This window comes from Pseudomonas abyssi, from assembly GCF_003444685.1.
Classification (GTDB): Bacteria; Pseudomonadota; Gammaproteobacteria; order Pseudomonadales; family Pseudomonadaceae; genus Halopseudomonas; species Halopseudomonas abyssi.
Genome location: NZ_LMAZ01000003.1, coordinates 324,320 through 342,396, shown reverse-complemented (window position 1 = coordinate 342,396; position 18,077 = coordinate 324,320). Strand labels below are relative to the sequence as shown.

Here is an 18,077-nt window from a genome sequence, read left to right as displayed (position 1 = left end):
GTTGTGCAGACTCAGCTCGCCGGGGTTGGCTTGAAGCTTGCGGCTTGCCGCTTGTAGCTCAATCGAGGATTGCCCGTGAGTCGTTTCTGGAGTCCCTTTGTCAACGACCTGGTGCCTTACGTACCGGGTGAGCAGCCCAAGGTCGAGAACCTGGTCAAGCTCAATACCAACGAGAATCCCTACGGGCCGTCGCCGCGGGTGGTGGATGCGATTCAGGCGGAGCTGAATGACAGCCTGCGTTTGTATCCGGCGCCCAACGCCGATGCGCTGAAAGACGAGATCGCCGGCTACTACGGGGTGGATACCGCGCAGGTGTTCGTCGGCAACGGCTCGGACGAGGTGTTGGCGCATATCTTCCACGGCCTGTTTCAGCACGGCCGTCCGGTGCTCTACCCGGACATCACCTACAGCTTCTACCCGGTGTATTGCGGCCTGTACGGTATCGAGGCCGCTCCGCAGCCGCTGCGTGACGATTTCAGCATCGATCCGGCGGACTACCGCCAGGCCAATGGCGGCATCATCTTCCCAAACCCGAACGCTCCGACCGGCGTCGCGCTGGCGCTGGAGCAGATCGAGCAGATTCTCGACGCCAACCCGGATTCGGTGGTGGTGGTGGATGAAGCCTACGTCGATTTTGGTGCCGAAACCGCCATCACCCTGGTGGATCGTTACCCGAACCTGCTGGTCACCCAGACCCTGTCCAAGTCGCGCTCGCTGGCGGGCCTGCGGGTCGGCTTGGCGGTTGGTCATGCGGACCTGATCGAGGCGCTGGAGCGTATCAAGAACAGCTTCAACTCCTACCCGCTCGACCGTCTGGCGATTGCGGGTGCGGTCGCCGCTTTCCAGGACCAGAGCTGGTTCAACCAGACGCGTCAGGCGGTCATGCGCAGTCGCGAGAGTCTGGCCGAGGCGCTCACGGAGCGTGGGTTTGAGGTGTTGCCGTCGCAGGCCAACTTCGTGTTTGCCCGCCACACTCAACGCGATGCAGCCGAACTGGCCCAAGGGCTGCGTGAGCGGCGGGTGATCGTGCGGCATTTTCGGCTGCCGCGCATCGATCAGTTTTTGCGTATCACCATCGGCACCGAGGCGCAGAACAAGGCCTTGCTGGCGGCCCTGGACGAGGTGCTGTAAGCGCGCCTTGCGGCGCGCGTCAGTTCTGGAAGGAGGGGCGCACGGCCACTTCGGCACTCAGGTTGACGGGCTGGCCGCTGCGCAGCACCTCCAGCTCGATCCTGTCGCCCGGCTTGGCACGGGCCACCTGATTCATGGCTTGCCGGCCGCTGGTGGTGGGCTGGTCATTGATGCGCAAAATCACATCGCCCGGCAGCAGGCCGGCGTTCCAGGCCGGGCCGTTCCGGTACAGGCTGGTCACCACAATGCCCTGGCTTACCTCCAGCCCGAAAGACTCGGCCAGCTCTGGCGTCATCGGTTGTACCGCCACCCCCAGCCAGCCGCGAATGACGTGACCGTGCTGGATAATCGCCTGCATGACCTCAACGGCCAACTGCACCGGAATCGCAAAGCCAATGCCCTGCGCCGCGCCAGCCTGGGAAAAGATGGCGGTGTTGATACCGATCAGGTTGCCCTCGGCATCAATCAGCGCACCGCCGGAGTTGCCCTGGTTAATCGCTGCATCGGTCTGAATAAAGTCTTCATAGGTATTGAGCCCGAGCTGGTTGCGGCCGGTGGCGCTAATGATGCCCATGGTCACGGTCTGCCCCAGACCAAAGGGATTGCCGATGGCCATGACCACGTCGCCAATGCGTTGCTGGTCGCGTGAGTCGATGGTGATCGAGGGCAGGTTGGGCAGGTCGATCTTGAGCACCGCCAGGTCGGTTTCCGGGTCTGCGCCAATCACCGTGGCGAGAGCCTCCCGACCGTCTTTCAGCGCCACCTGGATTTCATCCGCGCCGGCAATCACGTGGTTGTTGGTCAGCAGGTAGCCTTCAGGGTTGAGGATGACCGCAGAGCCCAGGCTGGACTGCGTCGGATTGGGGCTGCTCAGGCTGTCGGAGTAGTCACGCATCGTGCCGTCGGCAGCTTTGCTGGTATAGATGTTGGCAACGGCCGGGGAGGCGCGCTCAACCCCGCGGCTGTAAGACACCAGGCCCATGTTCGAGCGCGGTTCTGACACTTCGCGCAGGACAATATCGTGCGCCGGCAGGCCGAGCCATTCGGGGAACTGTTGAATGATCAGCAGCGCCAGCAGTACGCCGCAGACCACAGGCCAACCCATGCTGCGTAACAGTTCTTTCATGAAAATCCTGCCCGTCGTCTGTGCTGGCCACTGAGGGCCGAATCCTGCGGCATTATACGGACTCGGGACAGATAATGCAGGGTTGTGGTGCGCACCGGCGTGGTCGATCACCCCCGCCTTGTAACCGCTCGTCGGACACCGGACAATAATGCGCCGCACACACCCCAATCGGAGGCCCTATGGTCGAACGCGACAAGCTGCTGCGCTACTGCAATGAACTGCTCGACAGCGGCAGCTTCCAGGATTACTGCCCTAACGGTTTGCAGGTAGAGGGCCGCAACGAGATCCGTCTGATTGTCAGCGGCGTCACCGCCAGCCAGGCGTTGGTGGATGCCGCAGTGGAGGCCGGTGCTGACCTGCTGTTGGTGCATCACGGCTACTTCTGGCGGGGTGAAGCGGCGCAGGTTGTGGGTATCAAGCATCGACGTCTCAAGGCGCTGTTGCAGCATGACATCAACCTGATGGCCTACCATCTGCCGCTGGATGTGCATGCCGAGCTGGGTAACAACGCGCAACTGGCGCAGCTGATGGGCTGGCAGATCAGCGGCGGCCTGGAGCCGCACAACCCGCGCTCCGTGGGGCTGACCGGCGAGCTGCCAGAGCCCTGCAGCGGCGACGCACTGGCGCAGCAATTGGCCGAGCGCCTGCAGCGCGAGCCGCTGTTTATTGCCGGCCACGAGCGCCCGGTCAAGCGCATCGCCTGGTGCACCGGTGCCGCCCAGGGCTACATCGATAAAGCCATCGCCCTCGGCGTTGACGCCTTCATCACCGGCGAAGTCTCCGAACCGACCGTCCACGCCGCCCGTGAAAACGGCATCCACTTCTATGCCGCCGGCCACCACGCCACTGAGCGCTATGGCGCCAAGGCGCTCGGCGACCATCTGGCGGCGACCTTTGGTATCGAGCATCAGTTTATTGATATCGATAATCCGGTGTAGCTCAGCGCGCGGCGCTGAGCCGCAAGCCGCAAGCCGCAAGCCGCAAGCCGCAAGCCGCAAGCCGCAAGCCGCAAGCCGCAAGCCACAAGCCACAAGCCACAAGCCACAAGCCACAAGCAAAACTCGTGCGGCTGAGTGGCGCGGTGTTTGGCTTGAGGAGAGGCGAGGTTAGACAGAGCTGCAGAAAACGCGTGACGGCTTTGCCGGGGCACTCACCCTGATTGCGCTTGCCGCTTGCCGCTTGCCGCTTGCCGCTAAGTTTTTCATATGCTTATAGCCGATGGTTCTTGATAGCCCGCTTATTATAAAAAATAGCCTTTGATACAATGCGCGGCAGTCGAATTGGGCCGCAGGGCCGTTACCCATTCAACGCGAGTACACCATGCTGGAAAAACTGACTCACCTGAAACAACTGGAAGCCGAGAGCATTCACATCATTCGTGAAGTGGCGGCCGAGTTCCAGAACCCGGTCATGCTCTATTCGATCGGTAAAGACTCCGCAGTCATGCTGCACCTGGCGCGCAAGGCCTTCTATCCGGGTCGTCTGCCGTTCCCCGTGCTGCACGTGGACACCGGCTGGAAGTTTCAGGCGATGTACGAGTTCCGCGAGAAGATGGTCAAGGAAATGGATCTTGACCTGCTGGTGCACCAGAACCCCGAAGGCCTGGCGCAGGGCGTTAACCCCTTCACCCACGGCAGCGCGGTGCACACCGACGTGATGAAAACCCAGGGCCTGAAACAGGCGCTGGACAAGTACGGCTTTGACGCGGCCTTTGGTGGTGCGCGTCGTGATGAAGAAAAATCCCGCGCCAAGGAGCGCGTCTACTCCTTCCGCGACAAGCATCACCGCTGGGACCCGAAAAACCAGCGCCCCGAGCTGTGGAATATCTACAACGGCAAGGTACACAAGGGTGAAAGCATCCGCGTGTTTCCGCTGTCGAACTGGACCGAGCTGGACATCTGGCAATACATCTATCTGGAAAGCATCCCGATTGTGCCGCTGTACTTTGCCGCTGAACGTCCGGTTGTCGAATACAACGGCTCGCTGATCATGGTCGACGACGATCGCATGCCGCTGGACGGCAAGACCCCGGAAATGAAAATGGTCCGCTTCCGTACCCTGGGTTGCTACCCGCTGACCGGCGCCGTCGAATCCAGCGCCGCCACGCTACCGGAAATCATCCAGGAAATGCTGCTCACCCGCACCTCCGAACGCCAGGGCCGCGTCATCGATCACGACTCGGCAGGGTCGATGGAAGAGAAGAAGAGGCAGGGTTATTTCTAAAGCCGCAAGCCTCAAGCTGTAAGCGACAAGCCAGTCTGAGTCGCTTTGGAGGGCTGCTTGAGCAGGCAACAAGGAGGTTGCTGATGGATTTCGAACGGCTTGAAGTGTGGCAGCGTGGAAAGGCGTTGTCTGTTGCCATGTACAGAGCGCTGGCAAACTGCCCCGATTACGGGTTTCGCAACCAGCTGACGCGGGCCGCGCTGTCTATTCCCAGCAATATTGCCGAGGGGATGGAGCGTGGAGGCAACGCCGAGAAGCGGTATTTTCTCAGCGTCGCCAAAGGCTCATGCGCTGAGGTGCGAACCCAGTTGATGGTGGGGCAGGAGATAGAGTTTCTGGAATTGACACTGGCCACACACTGGATCAGTGAGACCCGCGAGCTGTCGCGCATGCTGACAGGCTTGATTAACCGAATTACCGAATAGCTGCAGGGACCGCTTGTCGCTTGCAGCTTGCAGCTTGGAGCTTTGATAGATGTCGCATCAATCCGATCTGATCAGCCAGGACATCCTGGCCTACCTGAGCCAGCACGAACGCAAGGAGCTGCTGCGCTTTCTGACCTGCGGTAACGTCGACGACGGCAAGAGCACGCTGATTGGGCGTCTGCTGCACGACTCCAAGATGATCTATGAAGATCACATGGAAGCCATCACCCGTGACTCCAAGAAGTCCGGCACCACGGGTGAAGAGGTGGATCTGGCGTTGCTGGTTGACGGTCTGCAGGCCGAGCGTGAGCAGGGCATCACCATCGACGTGGCCTACCGCTACTTCTCCACCGCCAAGCGCAAGTTCATCATCGCCGACACCCCCGGCCATGAGCAGTACACCCGCAACATGGCGACCGGTGCCTCCACCTGTGATCTGGCAATCATCCTGATCGATGCCCGCTACGGCGTGCAGACCCAGACCAAGCGCCACAGTTTTATCGCATCCCTGCTGGGCATCAAGCACATCGTGGTTGCGGTCAACAAGATGGACCTGATGGATTTCGATCAGACCGTTTACGACAAGATTCGCGAAGACTACCTGCAGTTCGCCAGCGGTCTGGAACTGCTGGACGGCGACAAGGTGCAGTTTGTACCGATGTCGGCGCTCAAGGGCGACAACGTGGTCAATCGCAGCGAGCGCAGCCCCTGGTACACCGGTCCCTCGCTGATGGAGATTCTGGAAACCGTCGAGATCGCCAGCGATCGCAACACCACCGACCTGCGTTTCCCTGTTCAGCTGGTAACCCGCCCGAACCTGAACTTCCGCGGCTTTGCCGGCACCATCGCCTCGGGTGTGGTGCGCAAGGGCGATGAGCTGACTGTATTGCCATCGGGCAAGGGCAGCCGCGTCAAATCCATCGTCACCTTTGATGGTGAGCTGGAAGAGGCGGGTCCCGGTCAGGCAGTGACGCTGACGCTGGAAGACGAAATCGATATCTCCCGCGGCGACATGCTGTGCCACGCGGACAACCGCCCGCTGATTGGTGATCAGTTTGAAGCGACCCTGGTGTGGATGGCTGAGCAGCCGATGCAGCCCGGCCGCAAGTACGACATCAAGCGTGCTACCAGCTACAGTCCGGCGTCCTTTACCCGCATTCAGCATCGCATTGACGTCAATACGCTGGAGCAACAGCCAGCGGCCGAGCTGGCGCTGAACGAAATCGGTCGTGTACAGGTCGCGCTTGAGCGCCCGATCGCCTTTGACGACTATCAGAGCAACCATACCTCTGGCGCCTTTATCGTCATCGACCGCATGACCAATGGCACCGTGGGCGCTGGCATGATCGTCGCCAAGGCCCAGGGCAACCAGAACAGCAGCGGCAGCCAACACGGCCGCTTCGCTCACGTCACACCGCAGGAGCGCGCCGAGCGCTTTGGTCAGGAGCCGGTGACCCTGCTGTTCACCGGTCTGTCCGGCTCAGGCAAGAGCAGCATCGCCTATGCACTGGAGCGCAAGCTGTTCGACGGCGGCCGTGCCTGTTATGTGCTGGACGGCAAGGTCATGCGTCAGGACCTGAGCAAAGGCCTGCCGATGGACGCTGCCGGCCGTGCCGAAAACCTGCACAAGGGCGCGCGTATTGCGCGTCAGATGAACGAAGCGGGCCTGATTGCCATTGGCGCCTTTGTTGCACCGACCGAAGAAAGCCGCGCGACTGCACGTCATATCCTCGGCAATCGCTGCCTGCTGGTGCATCTGGATACTCCGCTGGACGTCTGTCAGCAGCGTGACCCGTCCGGTATCTACGCGGCCAACGTCGAGGGTACCATTCCGGGTGTGTCCTTCCCGTATGAAGCGCCGACCGATGCCGACCTGGTACTCAACACCGCCGAGCTGGATCTGGAAGGCTGCGTTGAGCAGGTGGTAGGCCTGCTGCGCGAACGCAAGCTGATCTGATCGGCTGTTGAAGAGGCTCAAGCATGACGCCAGCTGATATCGACTTTATGCGGCTGGCGCTGGCCGAGGCCAAGCTGGCCGCCGAGCGGGGCGAAGTTCCGGTCGGCGCTGTGCTGGTCCTGAACGGGCAGGTGATTGGTCGTGGTTTTAACCAGCCGATCACCAGTCACGACCCCAGCGCCCATGCCGAAATGGTCGCCATCCGCCAGGCCGCAACGGCCCTGCAGAACTACCGCCTGCCCGGTTCTACCCTGTACGTTACCCTCGAACCCTGCACCATGTGCTCCGGCCTGCTGGTCCACAGCCGCATCGCACGTCTGGTCTACGGCGCCAGCGAACCCCGCGCCGGCGCCGTCGCCAGCCGCAGCCAGGTACTCGACCAGCCGTGGATGAATCACCGCATGCAAGTGGAAGGTGGGGTGTTGGCCGAGGAGTGCGGGGCGTTGTTGTCGGGGTTTTTCAGGGATAGGCGTAAGGCGTAGCCGCAAGTCGCAAGCTGCAAGCAAAACCCGTGCGGTGTTGAATCGCGCGGGTTTTTTTATGGTTCTTTGTGGCGTGGCGGTGCGCGCGAGGTGTTTCATCCCATTCGTCGGCGACCTTCCTGTAGGGCGGACAAAGCCAAAGGCGTGTCCGCGAGGGTGGCATCAAGCCGGCAAAATACGTTGAGTCGCGGCACTTGCGGGTACGCGGCGGACACGCTGCGCTTAGTCCGCCCTACGGGCTGGCGCTGTGTTGTAGGGCGGACAAAGCCAAAGGCGTGTCCGCCGAGGCGGCATCAAGTCTGCATGAGGGTATGACGGCTCACTGCGCGGCGCAGGTGGTTTGGCTTTTAGCTTGAGGCTTGCAGCTTATAGCTTGCCGCTGTGTAGCGCTGCGCTACACCCCATCCGGCAACTGCTCGAGAATCCCTGGCGCGTGATATTGCTCGGCGGGTTGCTGGCGAGATTCGGATTGCGGTTGGGTGACCCATTGCAGGATGTCGTAGTAGCGGCGGATGTTCTGTACATAGTGCACCGGTTCCGAGCCGCGGGCGTAGCCGTAGCGGGTTTTGCTGTACCACTCCTTCTTCTGCAGCAGCGGCAGAAAATCCTTCACATCGACCCAGCGGTTCGGGTCTCGACCGCCTTCGGCGGTGAGCTTGCGCGCGTCGTCCAGATGGCCGAGGCCGACGTTGTAGGCGGCCAAGGCAAACCAGGTGCGGTCCGGCTCGGGAATGTCGGTCGGAATCTGGTCACGCACCCAGATCAGGTAGCGCGCGCCGCCGTTGATGCTCTGCTGTGGATCAACCCGGTTGGTGACGCCGACAAATTTGGCGGTCGGCAGGGTCAGCATCATCAAGCCGCGCACGCCGGTGGCGGAGCGGGCGTTCGGGTCCCAGAGTGACTCCTGATAGCTCATCGCCGCCAGCAACCGCCAGTCGAGCCCGTTCTGGTCGCCCGCCTGACGCAGAAAGGTCTCAAAGCGTGGCAGGCGGTTCTGCATATGGGTGGCGAAGGCGCGCGCGCCGACGTAGTCCAGCACATCTGAATGGCCGTAAAAGCGCTCAATCAGCTGATCCAGCGTGCCGTCGGCCTTGATGCGCGAGAAGAACCCGTTGACCGCATCCAGCAGCGTGCTGTCGGCGTATTGGCGCAGCGCCCAGGCCATCGGCTGGCTGTCGCCCAGGTCAAAGGCCACGCTGACCGCCGGATAGAACGCCTGATTCACTACCAGTTCGTTAGAGTAGACCACGGCGCTGTCGATCTCGCCGTCGTTGACCAGTCGCAACAGGTCAACCACTTCCACGCTGTCGGATTCTTCGAAGGTCAGCTCCGGGTGGGTTTGCTGCAAAGCGTGCAGTTCGTCAGCCAGGGTGCTGCCCTTGAGGACCATCAGGCGCTGGCCGTAGAGGTCTTCGATGCTGCGTGGCTTGCGGCTGCCGCGCCGGTAGACCACCTGTGGAATCACGTCGAGGTAGGGCACGGCAAAACGCACCTGTTCGTTGCGCGCCGGGTTGACCGTCAGCCCGGCTGCGGCAACCTGCGGACCGTCGGCCTTGTCCAACTGCTGGTACAGGCTGTCGACGGTATCGGCGGTCTGCATGTCCAGGCCCACGCCAAGGCTGTCGGCGAAGCGTTTGGCCAGCTCGTACTCCAGACCGGTGTCGCCGTTGCGATCCTGATAGTAGGTGGTCGGCGTATTGCGAGTAATCACGCGCAGAGTGCCGTCCTCCTGAATCTGTTCCAGTTGGGTGCTTTGCTCACAGGCGGTCAGCAACACAGCGCACAGGGCGGTGGCCAGAGCCTTGAAACGGGGAAGGCGAGGAGCTGGTCGATGCATGGCGCCAGTATAGGCAAAAGCGGGCTGCGGCAATAGCCGCCGACGCAATCGCGCACCTCTGCCGCTGGCCAGCTTGGCATGGCTCCAACGCCCCGCTTGGGGTATCCTATGCGCCTTCTTTTTCCCACTGTTCGCATCCCGAGGCCGATACCGACATGCATATCCTGCGTGGAGCCCCAGCCCTTTCCGATTTTCGTCGTACCAAGTTGCTCGCCAAGCTGCAAAGCCGCCTTGCCGGAGTGACCGGGGTATACGCCGAGTTTATGCATTTTGCCGAGCTGAGCGCCGATCTGGACGAGCAGTCTGGCCAGGTGCTGGAACGCCTGCTGCGCTACGGCCCGTCGGTGCCGGTGGAAGAGCCCGCAGGCGAGCTGGTGCTGGTAGTGCCGCGCTTTGGCACCATCTCCCCCTGGTCCAGCAAGGCAACCGACATTGCCCGCAACTGTGGTCTGAGTCAGGTGCTGCGCCTGGAGCGTGGTATCGCCTATTACGTCAGTGGTGAGCTGTCTGCCGATGACCGCGCGACGCTGAAGGCCGAGCTGCACGACCGTATGACCGAGCTGGCGCTGGACGATCTGCAGGCCGCCGCTGCGCTGTTTGCCCACACCGAGCCCAAGCCGTTCCAGCGCGTCGACATTCTGGCCGGTGGCCGTGACGCCCTGGTTGAGGCCAACAGCAGCCTCGGTCTGGCCCTGGCCGAAGACGAGATCGACTATCTGGTCGAGAGCTTCACCGGCCTTGGCCGCAACCCGAGCGACGTTGAACTGATGATGTTCGCCCAGGCCAACTCCGAGCATTGCCGCCACAAGATCTTCAATGCCAGCTGGGATATCGACGGTCAGGCGCAGGACAAGAGCCTGTTCGGCATGATCAAGAACACCTATCAGATGCACAGCGAAGGCGTACTGTCGGCCTATAAAGACAATGCGGCTGTGATCGAAGGCTTTACCGCAGGCCGCTTCTTCCCGGTACCGGGCAGCAATGAGTACCGCGCCCATGAAGAGCCGGTACACATCCTGATGAAGGTGGAAACCCACAACCACCCGACCGCGATTGCCCCGTTCCCGGGCGCCTCCACCGGTTCCGGCGGCGAGATTCGTGACGAAGGCGCTACCGGTATCGGCGGCAAGCCGAAGGCCGGCCTAACCGGTTTTACCGTGTCCAACCTGCGTATCCCGGGCTTCGTTCAGCCATGGGAAGAAGACAACGGCAAGCCCTCGCGTATCGTCACTCCGCTGCAGATCATGATCGAGGGCCCGCTTGGCGGCGCCGCGTTCAACAATGAATTCGGTCGCCCAAACCTGAACGGCTACTTCCGTACCTTCGAGACCACCATCGACTCGCCCCGTGGCCCGGAAACCCGTGGCTACCACAAGCCGATCATGATCGCCGGCGGCATGGGCAACATTCGTGCGACCCACGTCGAGAAGTCCGATATCCCGGTTGGCGCCAAGCTGATCGTGCTCGGTGGCCCGGCGATGCTGATCGGCCTGGGCGGCGGTGCGGCGTCTTCCATGGCTACCGGTGCCAGCGCCGAGGATCTGGACTTTGCCTCCGTGCAGCGTGAAAACCCGGAAATGGAACGCCGCTGTCAGGAGGTCATCGACCGCTGCTGGCAGCTGGGCGACAAGAACCCGATCGCCTTTATCCACGACGTGGGCGCGGGCGGCCTGTCCAACGCCTTCCCGGAACTGGTCAACGACGGTGGCCGCGGCGGTCGCTTCGAACTACGTAACGTGCCGAACGACGAGCCGGGCATGAGCCCGCTGGAAATCTGGTCCAATGAGTCTCAGGAGCGCTACGTGATGGCTGTGCCGAACGCCGATTACGAGCGTTTCGAAGCCATCTGTCAGCGTGAGCGTTGCCCCTTTGCCGTTGTTGGCGAAGCGACTGAAGAGCAACTGTTGCTGCTCAACGATACTCACTTCGACAACCAGCCGGTTGATATGCCGCTCTCGGTTCTGCTCGGCAAACCGCCGCGCATGCACCGCAGCGTCGAGCGTGAAGCCGAGCAGGGCGACGAGTTCAGCGCCAACGAGCTGAATCTGAGCGATGTTGCCGAACGCGTGCTGCGCCTGCCGGCGGTTGCCAGCAAGCAGTTCCTGATTACCATCGGCGACCGCAGCATTACCGGTATGGTCACCCGCGACCAGATGGTCGGCCCGTGGCAGGTGCCGGTGGCTGACTGTGCCGTCACCTCCACCAGCTTCGACGTCAACACCGGTGAAGCCATGGCCATGGGTGAGCGCACGCCGCTGGCGCTGCTCAACGCCCCGGCCTCCGGCCGCATGGCGGTTGCCGAGACTGTGACCAACCTGGCTGCTGCTCGCATCGACAAGCTGTCGGACATCAAGCTGTCGGCTAACTGGATGTCCGCTGCCGGTCACCCGGGTGAAGACGCGCGCCTGTACGACACCGTCAAGGCGGTCGGCATGGAACTGTGCCCCGAGCTGGGTATCACCATTCCGGTCGGCAAGGATTCCATGTCTATGAAGACGCGCTGGGATGAAGCCGGTCAGGAGAAGTCGGTCACCTCGCCGCTGTCGCTGATCGTGACCGGTTTTGCGCCGGTACAGGACGTGCGCGCGACCCTGACGCCGCAACTGCGTCTGGATCACGGTGCGACCGACCTGATCTTGATCGATCTGGGTCGTGGCCAGAATCGTCTGGGCGGCTCGGCGCTGGCGCAGGTCTACAACAAGATCGGCCAGCAAGTGCCGGATCTGGATGACGCAGAAGACCTCAAGGCCTTTTTCGCCGTGATTCAGGGGCTGAACCAGGACGAACTGCTGCTGGCCTACCACGACCGCTCCGATGGTGGCCTGTTCACCACCCTGACCGAGATGGCCTTCGCTGCCCGCTGCGGTCTGAACATCAACCTCGACGTGCTAGCGCAGGGCGCCGGTGCGCTGGCTGAGGTGCTGTTCAACGAAGAGCTGGGTGCGGTCATTCAGGTATCGCAGGACGATACCGAAGAAGTGCTGGCGCAACTGTCTGCCGCCGGGCTAGGTGACTGCAGCGCGGTGATCGGTCAGCCGAGCAGCGAGCAGAGTATCCGCTTCGAGTTCAACGGCAAGCCGGTGCTGGAAAACACCCGAGCGGTTTGGCAACAGGCCTGGAGCGAAACCAGCTGGCAGATTCAGCGCCTGCGTGACAACGCCGAGTGCGCGGATCAGGAGTTCGAGAATATCGCCGACGACGCCAACCCTGGTCTGCACGCGCTGCTCAGTTTTGATATCAACGAAGACGTTGCTGCACCCGCCATCAGCAAGGGCGCTCGCCCGCGCGTTGCCATTCTGCGCGAGCAGGGTGTCAATGGTCAGGTCGAGATGGCTGCTGCGTTCAATCGCGCCGGTTTCAGCGCGGTCGACGTGCACATGAGCGATATTCTCAGCGGCCGCGTTGACCTGACTGACTTCCGCGGTCTGGTCGCCTGCGGCGGTTTCTCCTACGGCGACGTACTGGGCGCCGGTGAGGGCTGGGCCAAGTCGATCCTGTTCAACAGCATCGCCCGTGAAGCCTTCACCGCGTTCTTCGCCCGCCCGGACACCTTCGCCCTCGGCGTGTGTAACGGCTGCCAGATGCTCTCCAACCTGCGTGAGCTGATCCCCGGCAGTGACCACTGGCCGCACTTTGTGCGCAACCGCTCCGAGCAGTTTGAAGCGCGGGTTGCCATGGTCGAAGTCCAGCCCTCGCCGTCGATCTTCCTCAGTGGCATGGTCGGCAGCCGTTTGCCGATTGCCATCGCCCACGGTGAAGGCCACGCCGAGTTCTCCAACAGCGCGGCCGTTGACGCCTGTGAGGCAGCCAACGCGGTTGCTCTGCGCTACGTCGACAACCGTGGTCGAATGACCGAACGCTACCCGGCCAACCCGAACGGCTCGCCGCGCGGCATAACCGGCCTGACCACCCGCGACGGTCGCGTCACCATCATGATGCCGCACCCCGAGCGTGTGTTCCGCGCGGTGCAGAACTCCTGGCATCCGGATGACTGGAGCGAAGACGGCGGCTGGATGCGCATGTTCCGCAACGCCCGCGCCTGGATCGGTTAATCGCCAGCGCAGCACACAACAACCCCGGCCACGTGCCGGGGTTGTTGTTTGTGGGGGATAGACAGTGCGTTGCTCGCTGGAATAATCTGCAAGAGGTGCACGCTGTTTCAGCGCACACAGGGATGGCACGGCGGGCCAGACTCAGCCGAGCGGACTTTGCACCCCGGCAAAGGCGTTACCAAGGACATGGGTATAAATCTGCGTAGTACGCACATCAGCATGCCCCAGCAGTGTCTGGACCGTGCGAATATCACTGCCGCGGCGCAGCAGTTCCGTAGCAAAGGTATGTCTAAAAGTGTGGCAGCCAGCTGGTTTGCCAATCGCTGTCGCCCGCAAAGCTCGTCTTACCGCCTTCTGCACGGCACTGATATGCAGGTGGTGCCGCACGATGTTGCCCTCATCGTCAGCACACAAACCCTGAGAGGGAAACAACCACTGCCACTCCAGCGATCGCGCAGCGTTGGGGTATTTACGACGCAGTGCGTAGGGCAGGCTGGCATCACACTGGTAGAACGCATCCTTCTCGGCCCACGCTCGTTTTATTCGTGCTCTGCGTTCCCGCAAAGGTTCAAGCAGCGGGGTCGGCAGCAGCGTGGTGCGATCCTTATCTCCCTTACCGCTGCGAACCGCAATGATCTGGCGGTCGAAGTCGATGTCTTTGATACGCAGCCGACAAGCTTCAACGACACGCAGCCCGGAGCCATACATCAGCGAAGCAATCAGTTTGTGAGGCTCAGGCAGCAATCCAATGATCTGGGTTGCTTCACTGTGCGTCAGCACCGTCGGGATGCGTGCAGGGCGTTTGGCCCGGACGGTTTCGCCGATATCGCCCAGCGGGCGATCCAACACCTTGCCATACAGAAACACCACCGCGTTGAGCGCCTGATTCTGCGTGGCAGCGGCCACGTGCCGACTGACAGCCAGCCAGGTGAGAAACTCGTTAACTTCCGCTGGTCCCATCTCCAGAGGGTGACGCATCCGGTGGTAGCGCAGGAAATAGCGTATCCAATACCAGTACGCTTTCTCGGTACGAATGCTGTAGTGATTCACCCTGATAACGTTGCGAAACTGCTCGCGCAGGCGTGGCTTGCTTGGTGTGGTGTCCATATCGCACCCGTGCTGTATGTTTGTACAGTATTATTGGGTGCGCAAAAAGAGGAAGTCAAGATATTACAGGCTGTGCGTTGTGGAAGTGGTATAAGTGTTTGATTTAAATATAAATACTCTGTTTCAGATAAGCGAGGCTTCGCGTTGTTATGAAGAAGTCACTGATATGCAATGGTGAAGCCGTCGGTCCACTCAACTGTTAGCTGTACAGGCGAAATACATGGATATTCGAAAATTTGAACCAATGTCGACGCGCCCATGTAAGTATTGCTTGGCTTTGCAGGATGATTCGGTCTTTGCAGACTTTGATGAAAATCCTAATGGTTGCCTTTACTTGGTAAGAATATCTTTTGATGGCTATGGTTGTTGCGAACCACAAGCAGAAATTAAAGAAATGGACGTTGTAAGTTCAGAGAAGTTGAAAGCCTATATAGAAAACAATAGTTTTCAGTCGCCTGAAATCAGCGACCTACTGAGCAAGTATTTTCGCGAGAATAAGTCAGCTTTGTGGGAAGAGGCTCTAGTAGAGCATGAGCTTATTTAAAGGCATGAGTGTGGTCACAGCTAACAAGTCAAAGCACTCGGACTTGGTAAAGCTGTCACCTTTTTTTCAAAAAAGCTGCCAATTTCACCAAGCCGGTGTTTGAGGCGTTAGAAAGCCATCGGACGGTATGTATGAAAAATATCGAAATTTTTGAAGCCATATCTGGGCTCCTGTTTGCCGAGCTGTATGAGTATTTCCCGCTCCCCAAAAACATCGATCCGACACATTATGCGCTAGAACTTGGCGATGATTATTGGGATGAGGCTGAACAACCTTTAGAAGAAACAGGCCAAATCAAAGGATACGTCAGGCACAAAAGCCCAGCAGGGCTGGCAAAGCCAACTGTTGAATGGTTGACAAATACAGGATTCATTACTCACAACGGGTATCGAAATGGTGAGTTCCAGAATGTTTGCTTAACTGCCAAGGGCCTCGAATCAATTCGATCGGCACCCGGAACAGAAAATCGGTTACTGGATGCTGCCAAGAATATTTTGACTGGTGCGGCCAAAGACAGTGCTCGGGATGAGTTGAGAAAGGTTTTCTCGGAGATGGTTTTGTGGAGCGTGCGAAACTCTGCAACCCTTATCCAGTCTGCCCCTACTTTCGGCGGGTAGGCTTTTCTAACCAAGCATTCAAGTTTGTTACCGGCCTTACGGCCGTCCACCGGACGCCCTAGCCGGGCGCCGCTTAATATTGGCGTTATAAGCAACTAGATACCCAAAAGGAGAATTTACATGGCAGTTTACTGTGTAACGTATGATCTTAAATCACCAGGTCAGGATTATGATTCAGTCCATGAATATATAAAAAAGTTTGCCTATTGCAAGCATTTGGAATCTTTCTGGCTGATCGATACTACGAAAACAGCAGGAACCATCCGTGATGAGCTAGAAGCCCTTGTTGATTCTAACGATACAATATTTGTGGCTCGTCTTCAGGAAGCGTGGGCTTCTCTTAATTATGGCTGTACAAATTGGTTAAAAAGCGACAAACGCAATTGGTAAGGTCAGCTTATAACAAGGTGGTCAAGTTCACTCCGGCCGCAAAAAAAACGCGGCCTGCGCGGGACAACCTACACTGCGTTTCGGTTGCCCCTTACCACGGCGTTATGCATAAAAAATGAAAATCGAAAACGGTTCAAATTATCTAGAACTTGAAGTTCAATTAGAAACAGATAGCAGTCTGACAAGTTGCGGGGATGCTTTGATCGGTATTGCGGTTTCAAGTAACGGATATTCTGGTAAAAACCAAGTTTGGGTTGCAAAACAAGAACTCGATTTGTTTGCGGCATCCCTCAAAGAACTGGAGAAAACCCGAAAAGGTGAAGCTGTACTAAACTCAATGTCGCCAGATGAGCTGAGCCTTAAGTTTTATTCTTACGATAGTGTTGGCCATATGGCAGTAGAGGGTATTACTGGTCATCAATTTATTGGTTCGGTAACTTTTAAGCATTCAGTTAGGTTTGGTTTTATAATAGACTCTGAACAGTTAGTGAAGTTGTCCAAGGCAAGCTGGTTAAATCAAAACGATGCATAACCAACGGCTCCACCGGACAAATTTTACTGTCACCTTTTTTGTTCCAAAAAAGCCGCCATCAAAATTTGCTTGGTGAGCCGGGCGTTAGATTTTTACCCAGCGCAAAAACAAGGAAGCAACTATGCCCTTACTTTCGAAATCGGACTTGAAATACACCTACTCATGGACGGCGATCGCCCCTGATGATCCCCAAGTGACTGGCAAACCAGATAGCACTCTTCTAAACCGCAACGAGGGATATGAAGTTTTAGCCTTTATAAATCGGTTCGCCGAGACACACAATCTTAAAAAAAAGGCTTCTGGAATAAAAACCGAAAAACTGATCAAGGAACATCTTCCTGGTGACACTCGAAGCCATAAAAATGTAAGCAAGTGGCTTGTAGATAACTGGAAGAAATATGACTAAATCTAACAAAAACAGGCAGCAGGACGCAGCATAGCTGCGCCTCTGCTGTTAGCGTTAAGTGTCTAATCGAGTATGGAAGATAGAATCGAAGAAATAGGAATAGATGAAGAAGAGAGGCTCTACGTGAAGCCCTCAATTGCAACCTTTCCTATGATATATCGCGAGGCAATGGAGGTTCACTGGAATAGTGAGCGTTGCTATCTTTACGGTGCTAAACCAAGAAAGTGGGGTTACTTTGAATGGTTCCAACAAATAATCAGGGCCGCATCAGAGCAAGGCTATGAGCTCAAGGTTACGCAAAGCGTTTCCTGGGTTAATGTTCCGGGTGATTTGCAAAAACAAATAATAGGGGCGCATTGTGCCAAAAACACTTAACAAGTTGCTGTTGTCGCCGCTGCGCGGCTGGGACAGCCTACACGCCGCTTCGCTCTGTTTCGGCTGCCCCAAAGCAAGGCGTTAGCTGTACTCGAGAGTATGCATATGGAACCTAGAGAAATAGCGCTGAATTTACTTGCCAAAATTCGTGGCGGCTACTTGGCCTTCGATATGCTAGATCACCCGAAATCACCTAAAGTTAAATTATCGAAAGATGAATTATGGCAGGCTCTAAATGGTTTGCGGGAAGAAGGGTTAGTTGCATCAATGCAAGAAAGGCTTGACGGCCCTTTATTCACGCTCTCAAAAACTGGTCGTGATCTTATGTCAGGGAAAGGCTGTAGTTTTGATGATATAGAAATAGAAAAATCTAGGAAATTATTTTCCAGCTATTTTTGTAAAACCGAGATATGACAGCTAACAAGGCTATCAAAAATCGTTCCGGCCGAAGAATGGCCTCCACTGGACGCGCTAACGCGCGCCTTTTATAGCGGCGTTAAGCTTACAAGCCACTATGCCAAGATCAATTTGGAAATTGCATTTGGATGCAAAGAGAGAAGAATCAGCAAAGAAGGTAGTTAATTCTTGTATCAAAGCTCTTGATCGCCCGCCAATAGAATCAAAAATTGAAAGTTATTCTAAAGGTGGTTTTATGGCTACTCTCGAGTTTTACCACAATGAAAAATTATCTTGGCCTGAAATAATCTTTGAAGTTATGCAATTTTCCCAACAACTCGGTACAGGGTGGTTAGTATTAGGTAATATTGCTTCTGAGTACAATGCGATTCTAAGCAAACAGCCAGCAAGTAATTTTAGGCTGTCAGGTATCCAGTGGGCTGAGTGCGCAATAAGTAATGAACAAAAAGCTTAACA

The 18,077-nt window shown here is 58.0% G+C and carries 18 protein-coding genes; 15 read left to right on the top strand and 3 right to left on the bottom strand.

Annotation, left to right across the window (positions count from 1 at the left end; all coding sequences use genetic code 11):
* The first annotated feature begins 75 nt into the window (after positions 1-75).
* On the top strand, positions 76-1,131 hold the full coding sequence (gene hisC / locus ASB58_RS12230) for a histidinol-phosphate transaminase (RefSeq protein WP_118131048.1): 1,056 nt from the start codon (positions 76-78) through the stop codon (positions 1,129-1,131).
* A gap of 19 nt (positions 1,132-1,150) precedes the next feature.
* On the opposite strand, the gene ASB58_RS12225 is transcribed toward hisC, so the two are convergent.
* On the bottom strand, positions 1,151-2,257 hold the full coding sequence (locus ASB58_RS12225) for a S1C family serine protease (RefSeq protein WP_096003144.1): 1,107 nt from the start codon (positions 2,255-2,257) through the stop codon (positions 1,151-1,153).
* 179 nt (positions 2,258-2,436) lie between these two features.
* On the opposite strand from ASB58_RS12225, the gene ASB58_RS12220 reads away from it, so the two are divergent.
* From ASB58_RS12220 to tadA, 5 genes are all read left to right on the top strand, one after another.
* Positions 2,437-3,195 (top strand): Nif3-like dinuclear metal center hexameric protein, encoded by a 759-nt coding sequence (locus ASB58_RS12220; RefSeq protein WP_096003143.1) that lies wholly within the window; start codon positions 2,437-2,439, stop codon positions 3,193-3,195.
* A gap of 382 nt (positions 3,196-3,577) precedes the next feature.
* Complete coding sequence (cysD, locus tag ASB58_RS12215; protein WP_096003142.1) at positions 3,578-4,480, top strand: sulfate adenylyltransferase subunit CysD; 903 nt, start codon at positions 3,578-3,580, stop codon at positions 4,478-4,480.
* Positions 4,481-4,563: 83 nt separating this feature from the next.
* The gene (locus ASB58_RS12210) at positions 4,564-4,905 is read left to right on the top strand and encodes a four helix bundle protein (protein WP_096003141.1); all 342 of its coding nucleotides are present in this window, start codon (positions 4,564-4,566) and stop codon (positions 4,903-4,905) included.
* Positions 4,906-4,954: 49 nt separating this feature from the next.
* The gene (gene cysN / locus ASB58_RS12205) at positions 4,955-6,862 is read left to right on the top strand and encodes a sulfate adenylyltransferase subunit CysN (RefSeq protein ID WP_096003140.1); all 1,908 of its coding nucleotides are present in this window, start codon (positions 4,955-4,957) and stop codon (positions 6,860-6,862) included.
* Between the two features lie 23 nt (positions 6,863-6,885).
* A complete protein-coding gene (gene tadA / locus ASB58_RS12200; RefSeq protein ID WP_235827290.1) occupies positions 6,886-7,344 on the top strand; it encodes a tRNA adenosine(34) deaminase TadA in 459 nt (152 codons plus the stop codon).
* Positions 7,345-7,738: 394 nt separating this feature from the next.
* Here tadA and mltF read toward each other — a convergent pair whose 3' ends face one another.
* Positions 7,739-9,181, bottom strand: a complete 1,443-nt coding sequence (mltF, locus tag ASB58_RS12195) for a membrane-bound lytic murein transglycosylase MltF (protein ID WP_096003347.1) — start codon at positions 9,179-9,181, stop codon at positions 7,739-7,741.
* 155 nt (positions 9,182-9,336) lie between these two features.
* On the opposite strand from mltF, the gene purL reads away from it, so the two are divergent.
* Complete coding sequence (purL, locus tag ASB58_RS12190; protein WP_118131047.1) at positions 9,337-13,233, top strand: phosphoribosylformylglycinamidine synthase; 3,897 nt, start codon at positions 9,337-9,339, stop codon at positions 13,231-13,233.
* A gap of 141 nt (positions 13,234-13,374) precedes the next feature.
* Here the strand turns inward: purL and ASB58_RS12185 are convergent, their stop codons facing one another.
* The gene (locus ASB58_RS12185; protein WP_118131046.1) at positions 13,375-14,340 is read right to left on the bottom strand and encodes an integron integrase; all 966 of its coding nucleotides are present in this window, start codon (positions 14,338-14,340) and stop codon (positions 13,375-13,377) included.
* A gap of 220 nt (positions 14,341-14,560) precedes the next feature.
* Between ASB58_RS12185 and ASB58_RS12180 the strand changes: the two genes are divergently transcribed.
* The 8 genes from ASB58_RS12180 to ASB58_RS19895 all read left to right on the top strand — a co-directional run bounded on the left by ASB58_RS12180 (position 14,561) and on the right by ASB58_RS19895 (position 18,075).
* A complete protein-coding gene (locus tag ASB58_RS12180; protein WP_118131045.1) occupies positions 14,561-14,884 on the top strand; it encodes a hypothetical protein in 324 nt (107 codons plus the stop codon).
* A 131-nt stretch (positions 14,885-15,015) separates the two neighbouring features.
* Positions 15,016-15,501, top strand: a complete 486-nt coding sequence (locus tag ASB58_RS19915) for a hypothetical protein (protein ID WP_147336830.1) — start codon at positions 15,016-15,018, stop codon at positions 15,499-15,501.
* Positions 15,502-15,621: 120 nt separating this feature from the next.
* Positions 15,622-15,891 (top strand): hypothetical protein, encoded by a 270-nt coding sequence (locus tag ASB58_RS12175; RefSeq protein WP_118131044.1) that lies wholly within the window; start codon positions 15,622-15,624, stop codon positions 15,889-15,891.
* Between the two features lie 115 nt (positions 15,892-16,006).
* Complete coding sequence (locus ASB58_RS19910; protein WP_147336829.1) at positions 16,007-16,423, top strand: WapI family immunity protein; 417 nt, start codon at positions 16,007-16,009, stop codon at positions 16,421-16,423.
* Positions 16,424-16,544: 121 nt separating this feature from the next.
* Entirely contained in the window at positions 16,545-16,829 is a 285-nt protein-coding gene (locus tag ASB58_RS12170; RefSeq protein ID WP_118131043.1) for a hypothetical protein, read from the top strand.
* A gap of 72 nt (positions 16,830-16,901) precedes the next feature.
* On the top strand, positions 16,902-17,204 hold the full coding sequence (locus ASB58_RS19905; protein WP_147336828.1) for a hypothetical protein: 303 nt from the start codon (positions 16,902-16,904) through the stop codon (positions 17,202-17,204).
* A 105-nt stretch (positions 17,205-17,309) separates the two neighbouring features.
* Positions 17,310-17,618 (top strand): hypothetical protein, encoded by a 309-nt coding sequence (locus tag ASB58_RS19900; protein WP_147336827.1) that lies wholly within the window; start codon positions 17,310-17,312, stop codon positions 17,616-17,618.
* A 127-nt stretch (positions 17,619-17,745) separates the two neighbouring features.
* Positions 17,746-18,075 carry a hypothetical protein gene (locus ASB58_RS19895; RefSeq protein WP_147336826.1) on the top strand — a complete coding sequence of 110 codons (330 nt, stop codon included), beginning with the start codon at positions 17,746-17,748 and terminating at the stop codon, positions 18,073-18,075.
* The last annotated feature ends 2 nt before the right edge of the window (positions 18,076-18,077 follow it).

What these genes read in the sequence shown, in the direction of transcription:
- ASB58_RS12225 (WP_096003144.1), bottom strand. Translation starts at nt 2,257, where the DNA reads ATGAAAGAACTGTTACGCAGCATGGGTTGGCCTGTGGTCTGCGGCGTA.
- ASB58_RS12220 (WP_096003143.1), top strand. Translation starts at nt 2,437, where the DNA reads ATGGTCGAACGCGACAAGCTGCTGCGCTACTGCAATGAACTGCTCGAC.
- cysD (WP_096003142.1), top strand. Translation starts at nt 3,578, where the DNA reads ATGCTGGAAAAACTGACTCACCTGAAACAACTGGAAGCCGAGAGCATT.
- ASB58_RS12210 (WP_096003141.1), top strand. Translation starts at nt 4,564, where the DNA reads ATGGATTTCGAACGGCTTGAAGTGTGGCAGCGTGGAAAGGCGTTGTCT.
- cysN (WP_096003140.1), top strand. Translation starts at nt 4,955, where the DNA reads ATGTCGCATCAATCCGATCTGATCAGCCAGGACATCCTGGCCTACCTG.
- tadA (WP_235827290.1), top strand. Translation starts at nt 6,886, where the DNA reads ATGACGCCAGCTGATATCGACTTTATGCGGCTGGCGCTGGCCGAGGCC.
- mltF (WP_096003347.1), bottom strand. Translation starts at nt 9,181, where the DNA reads ATGCATCGACCAGCTCCTCGCCTTCCCCGTTTCAAGGCTCTGGCCACC.
- purL (WP_118131047.1), top strand. Translation starts at nt 9,337, where the DNA reads ATGCATATCCTGCGTGGAGCCCCAGCCCTTTCCGATTTTCGTCGTACC.
- ASB58_RS12185 (WP_118131046.1), bottom strand. Translation starts at nt 14,340, where the DNA reads ATGGACACCACACCAAGCAAGCCACGCCTGCGCGAGCAGTTTCGCAAC.
- ASB58_RS12180 (WP_118131045.1), top strand. Translation starts at nt 14,561, where the DNA reads ATGGATATTCGAAAATTTGAACCAATGTCGACGCGCCCATGTAAGTAT.
- ASB58_RS19915 (WP_147336830.1), top strand. Translation starts at nt 15,016, where the DNA reads ATGAAAAATATCGAAATTTTTGAAGCCATATCTGGGCTCCTGTTTGCC.
- ASB58_RS12175 (WP_118131044.1), top strand. Translation starts at nt 15,622, where the DNA reads ATGGCAGTTTACTGTGTAACGTATGATCTTAAATCACCAGGTCAGGAT.
- ASB58_RS19910 (WP_147336829.1), top strand. Translation starts at nt 16,007, where the DNA reads ATGAAAATCGAAAACGGTTCAAATTATCTAGAACTTGAAGTTCAATTA.
- ASB58_RS12170 (WP_118131043.1), top strand. Translation starts at nt 16,545, where the DNA reads ATGCCCTTACTTTCGAAATCGGACTTGAAATACACCTACTCATGGACG.
- ASB58_RS19905 (WP_147336828.1), top strand. Translation starts at nt 16,902, where the DNA reads ATGGAAGATAGAATCGAAGAAATAGGAATAGATGAAGAAGAGAGGCTC.
- ASB58_RS19900 (WP_147336827.1), top strand. Translation starts at nt 17,310, where the DNA reads ATGGAACCTAGAGAAATAGCGCTGAATTTACTTGCCAAAATTCGTGGC.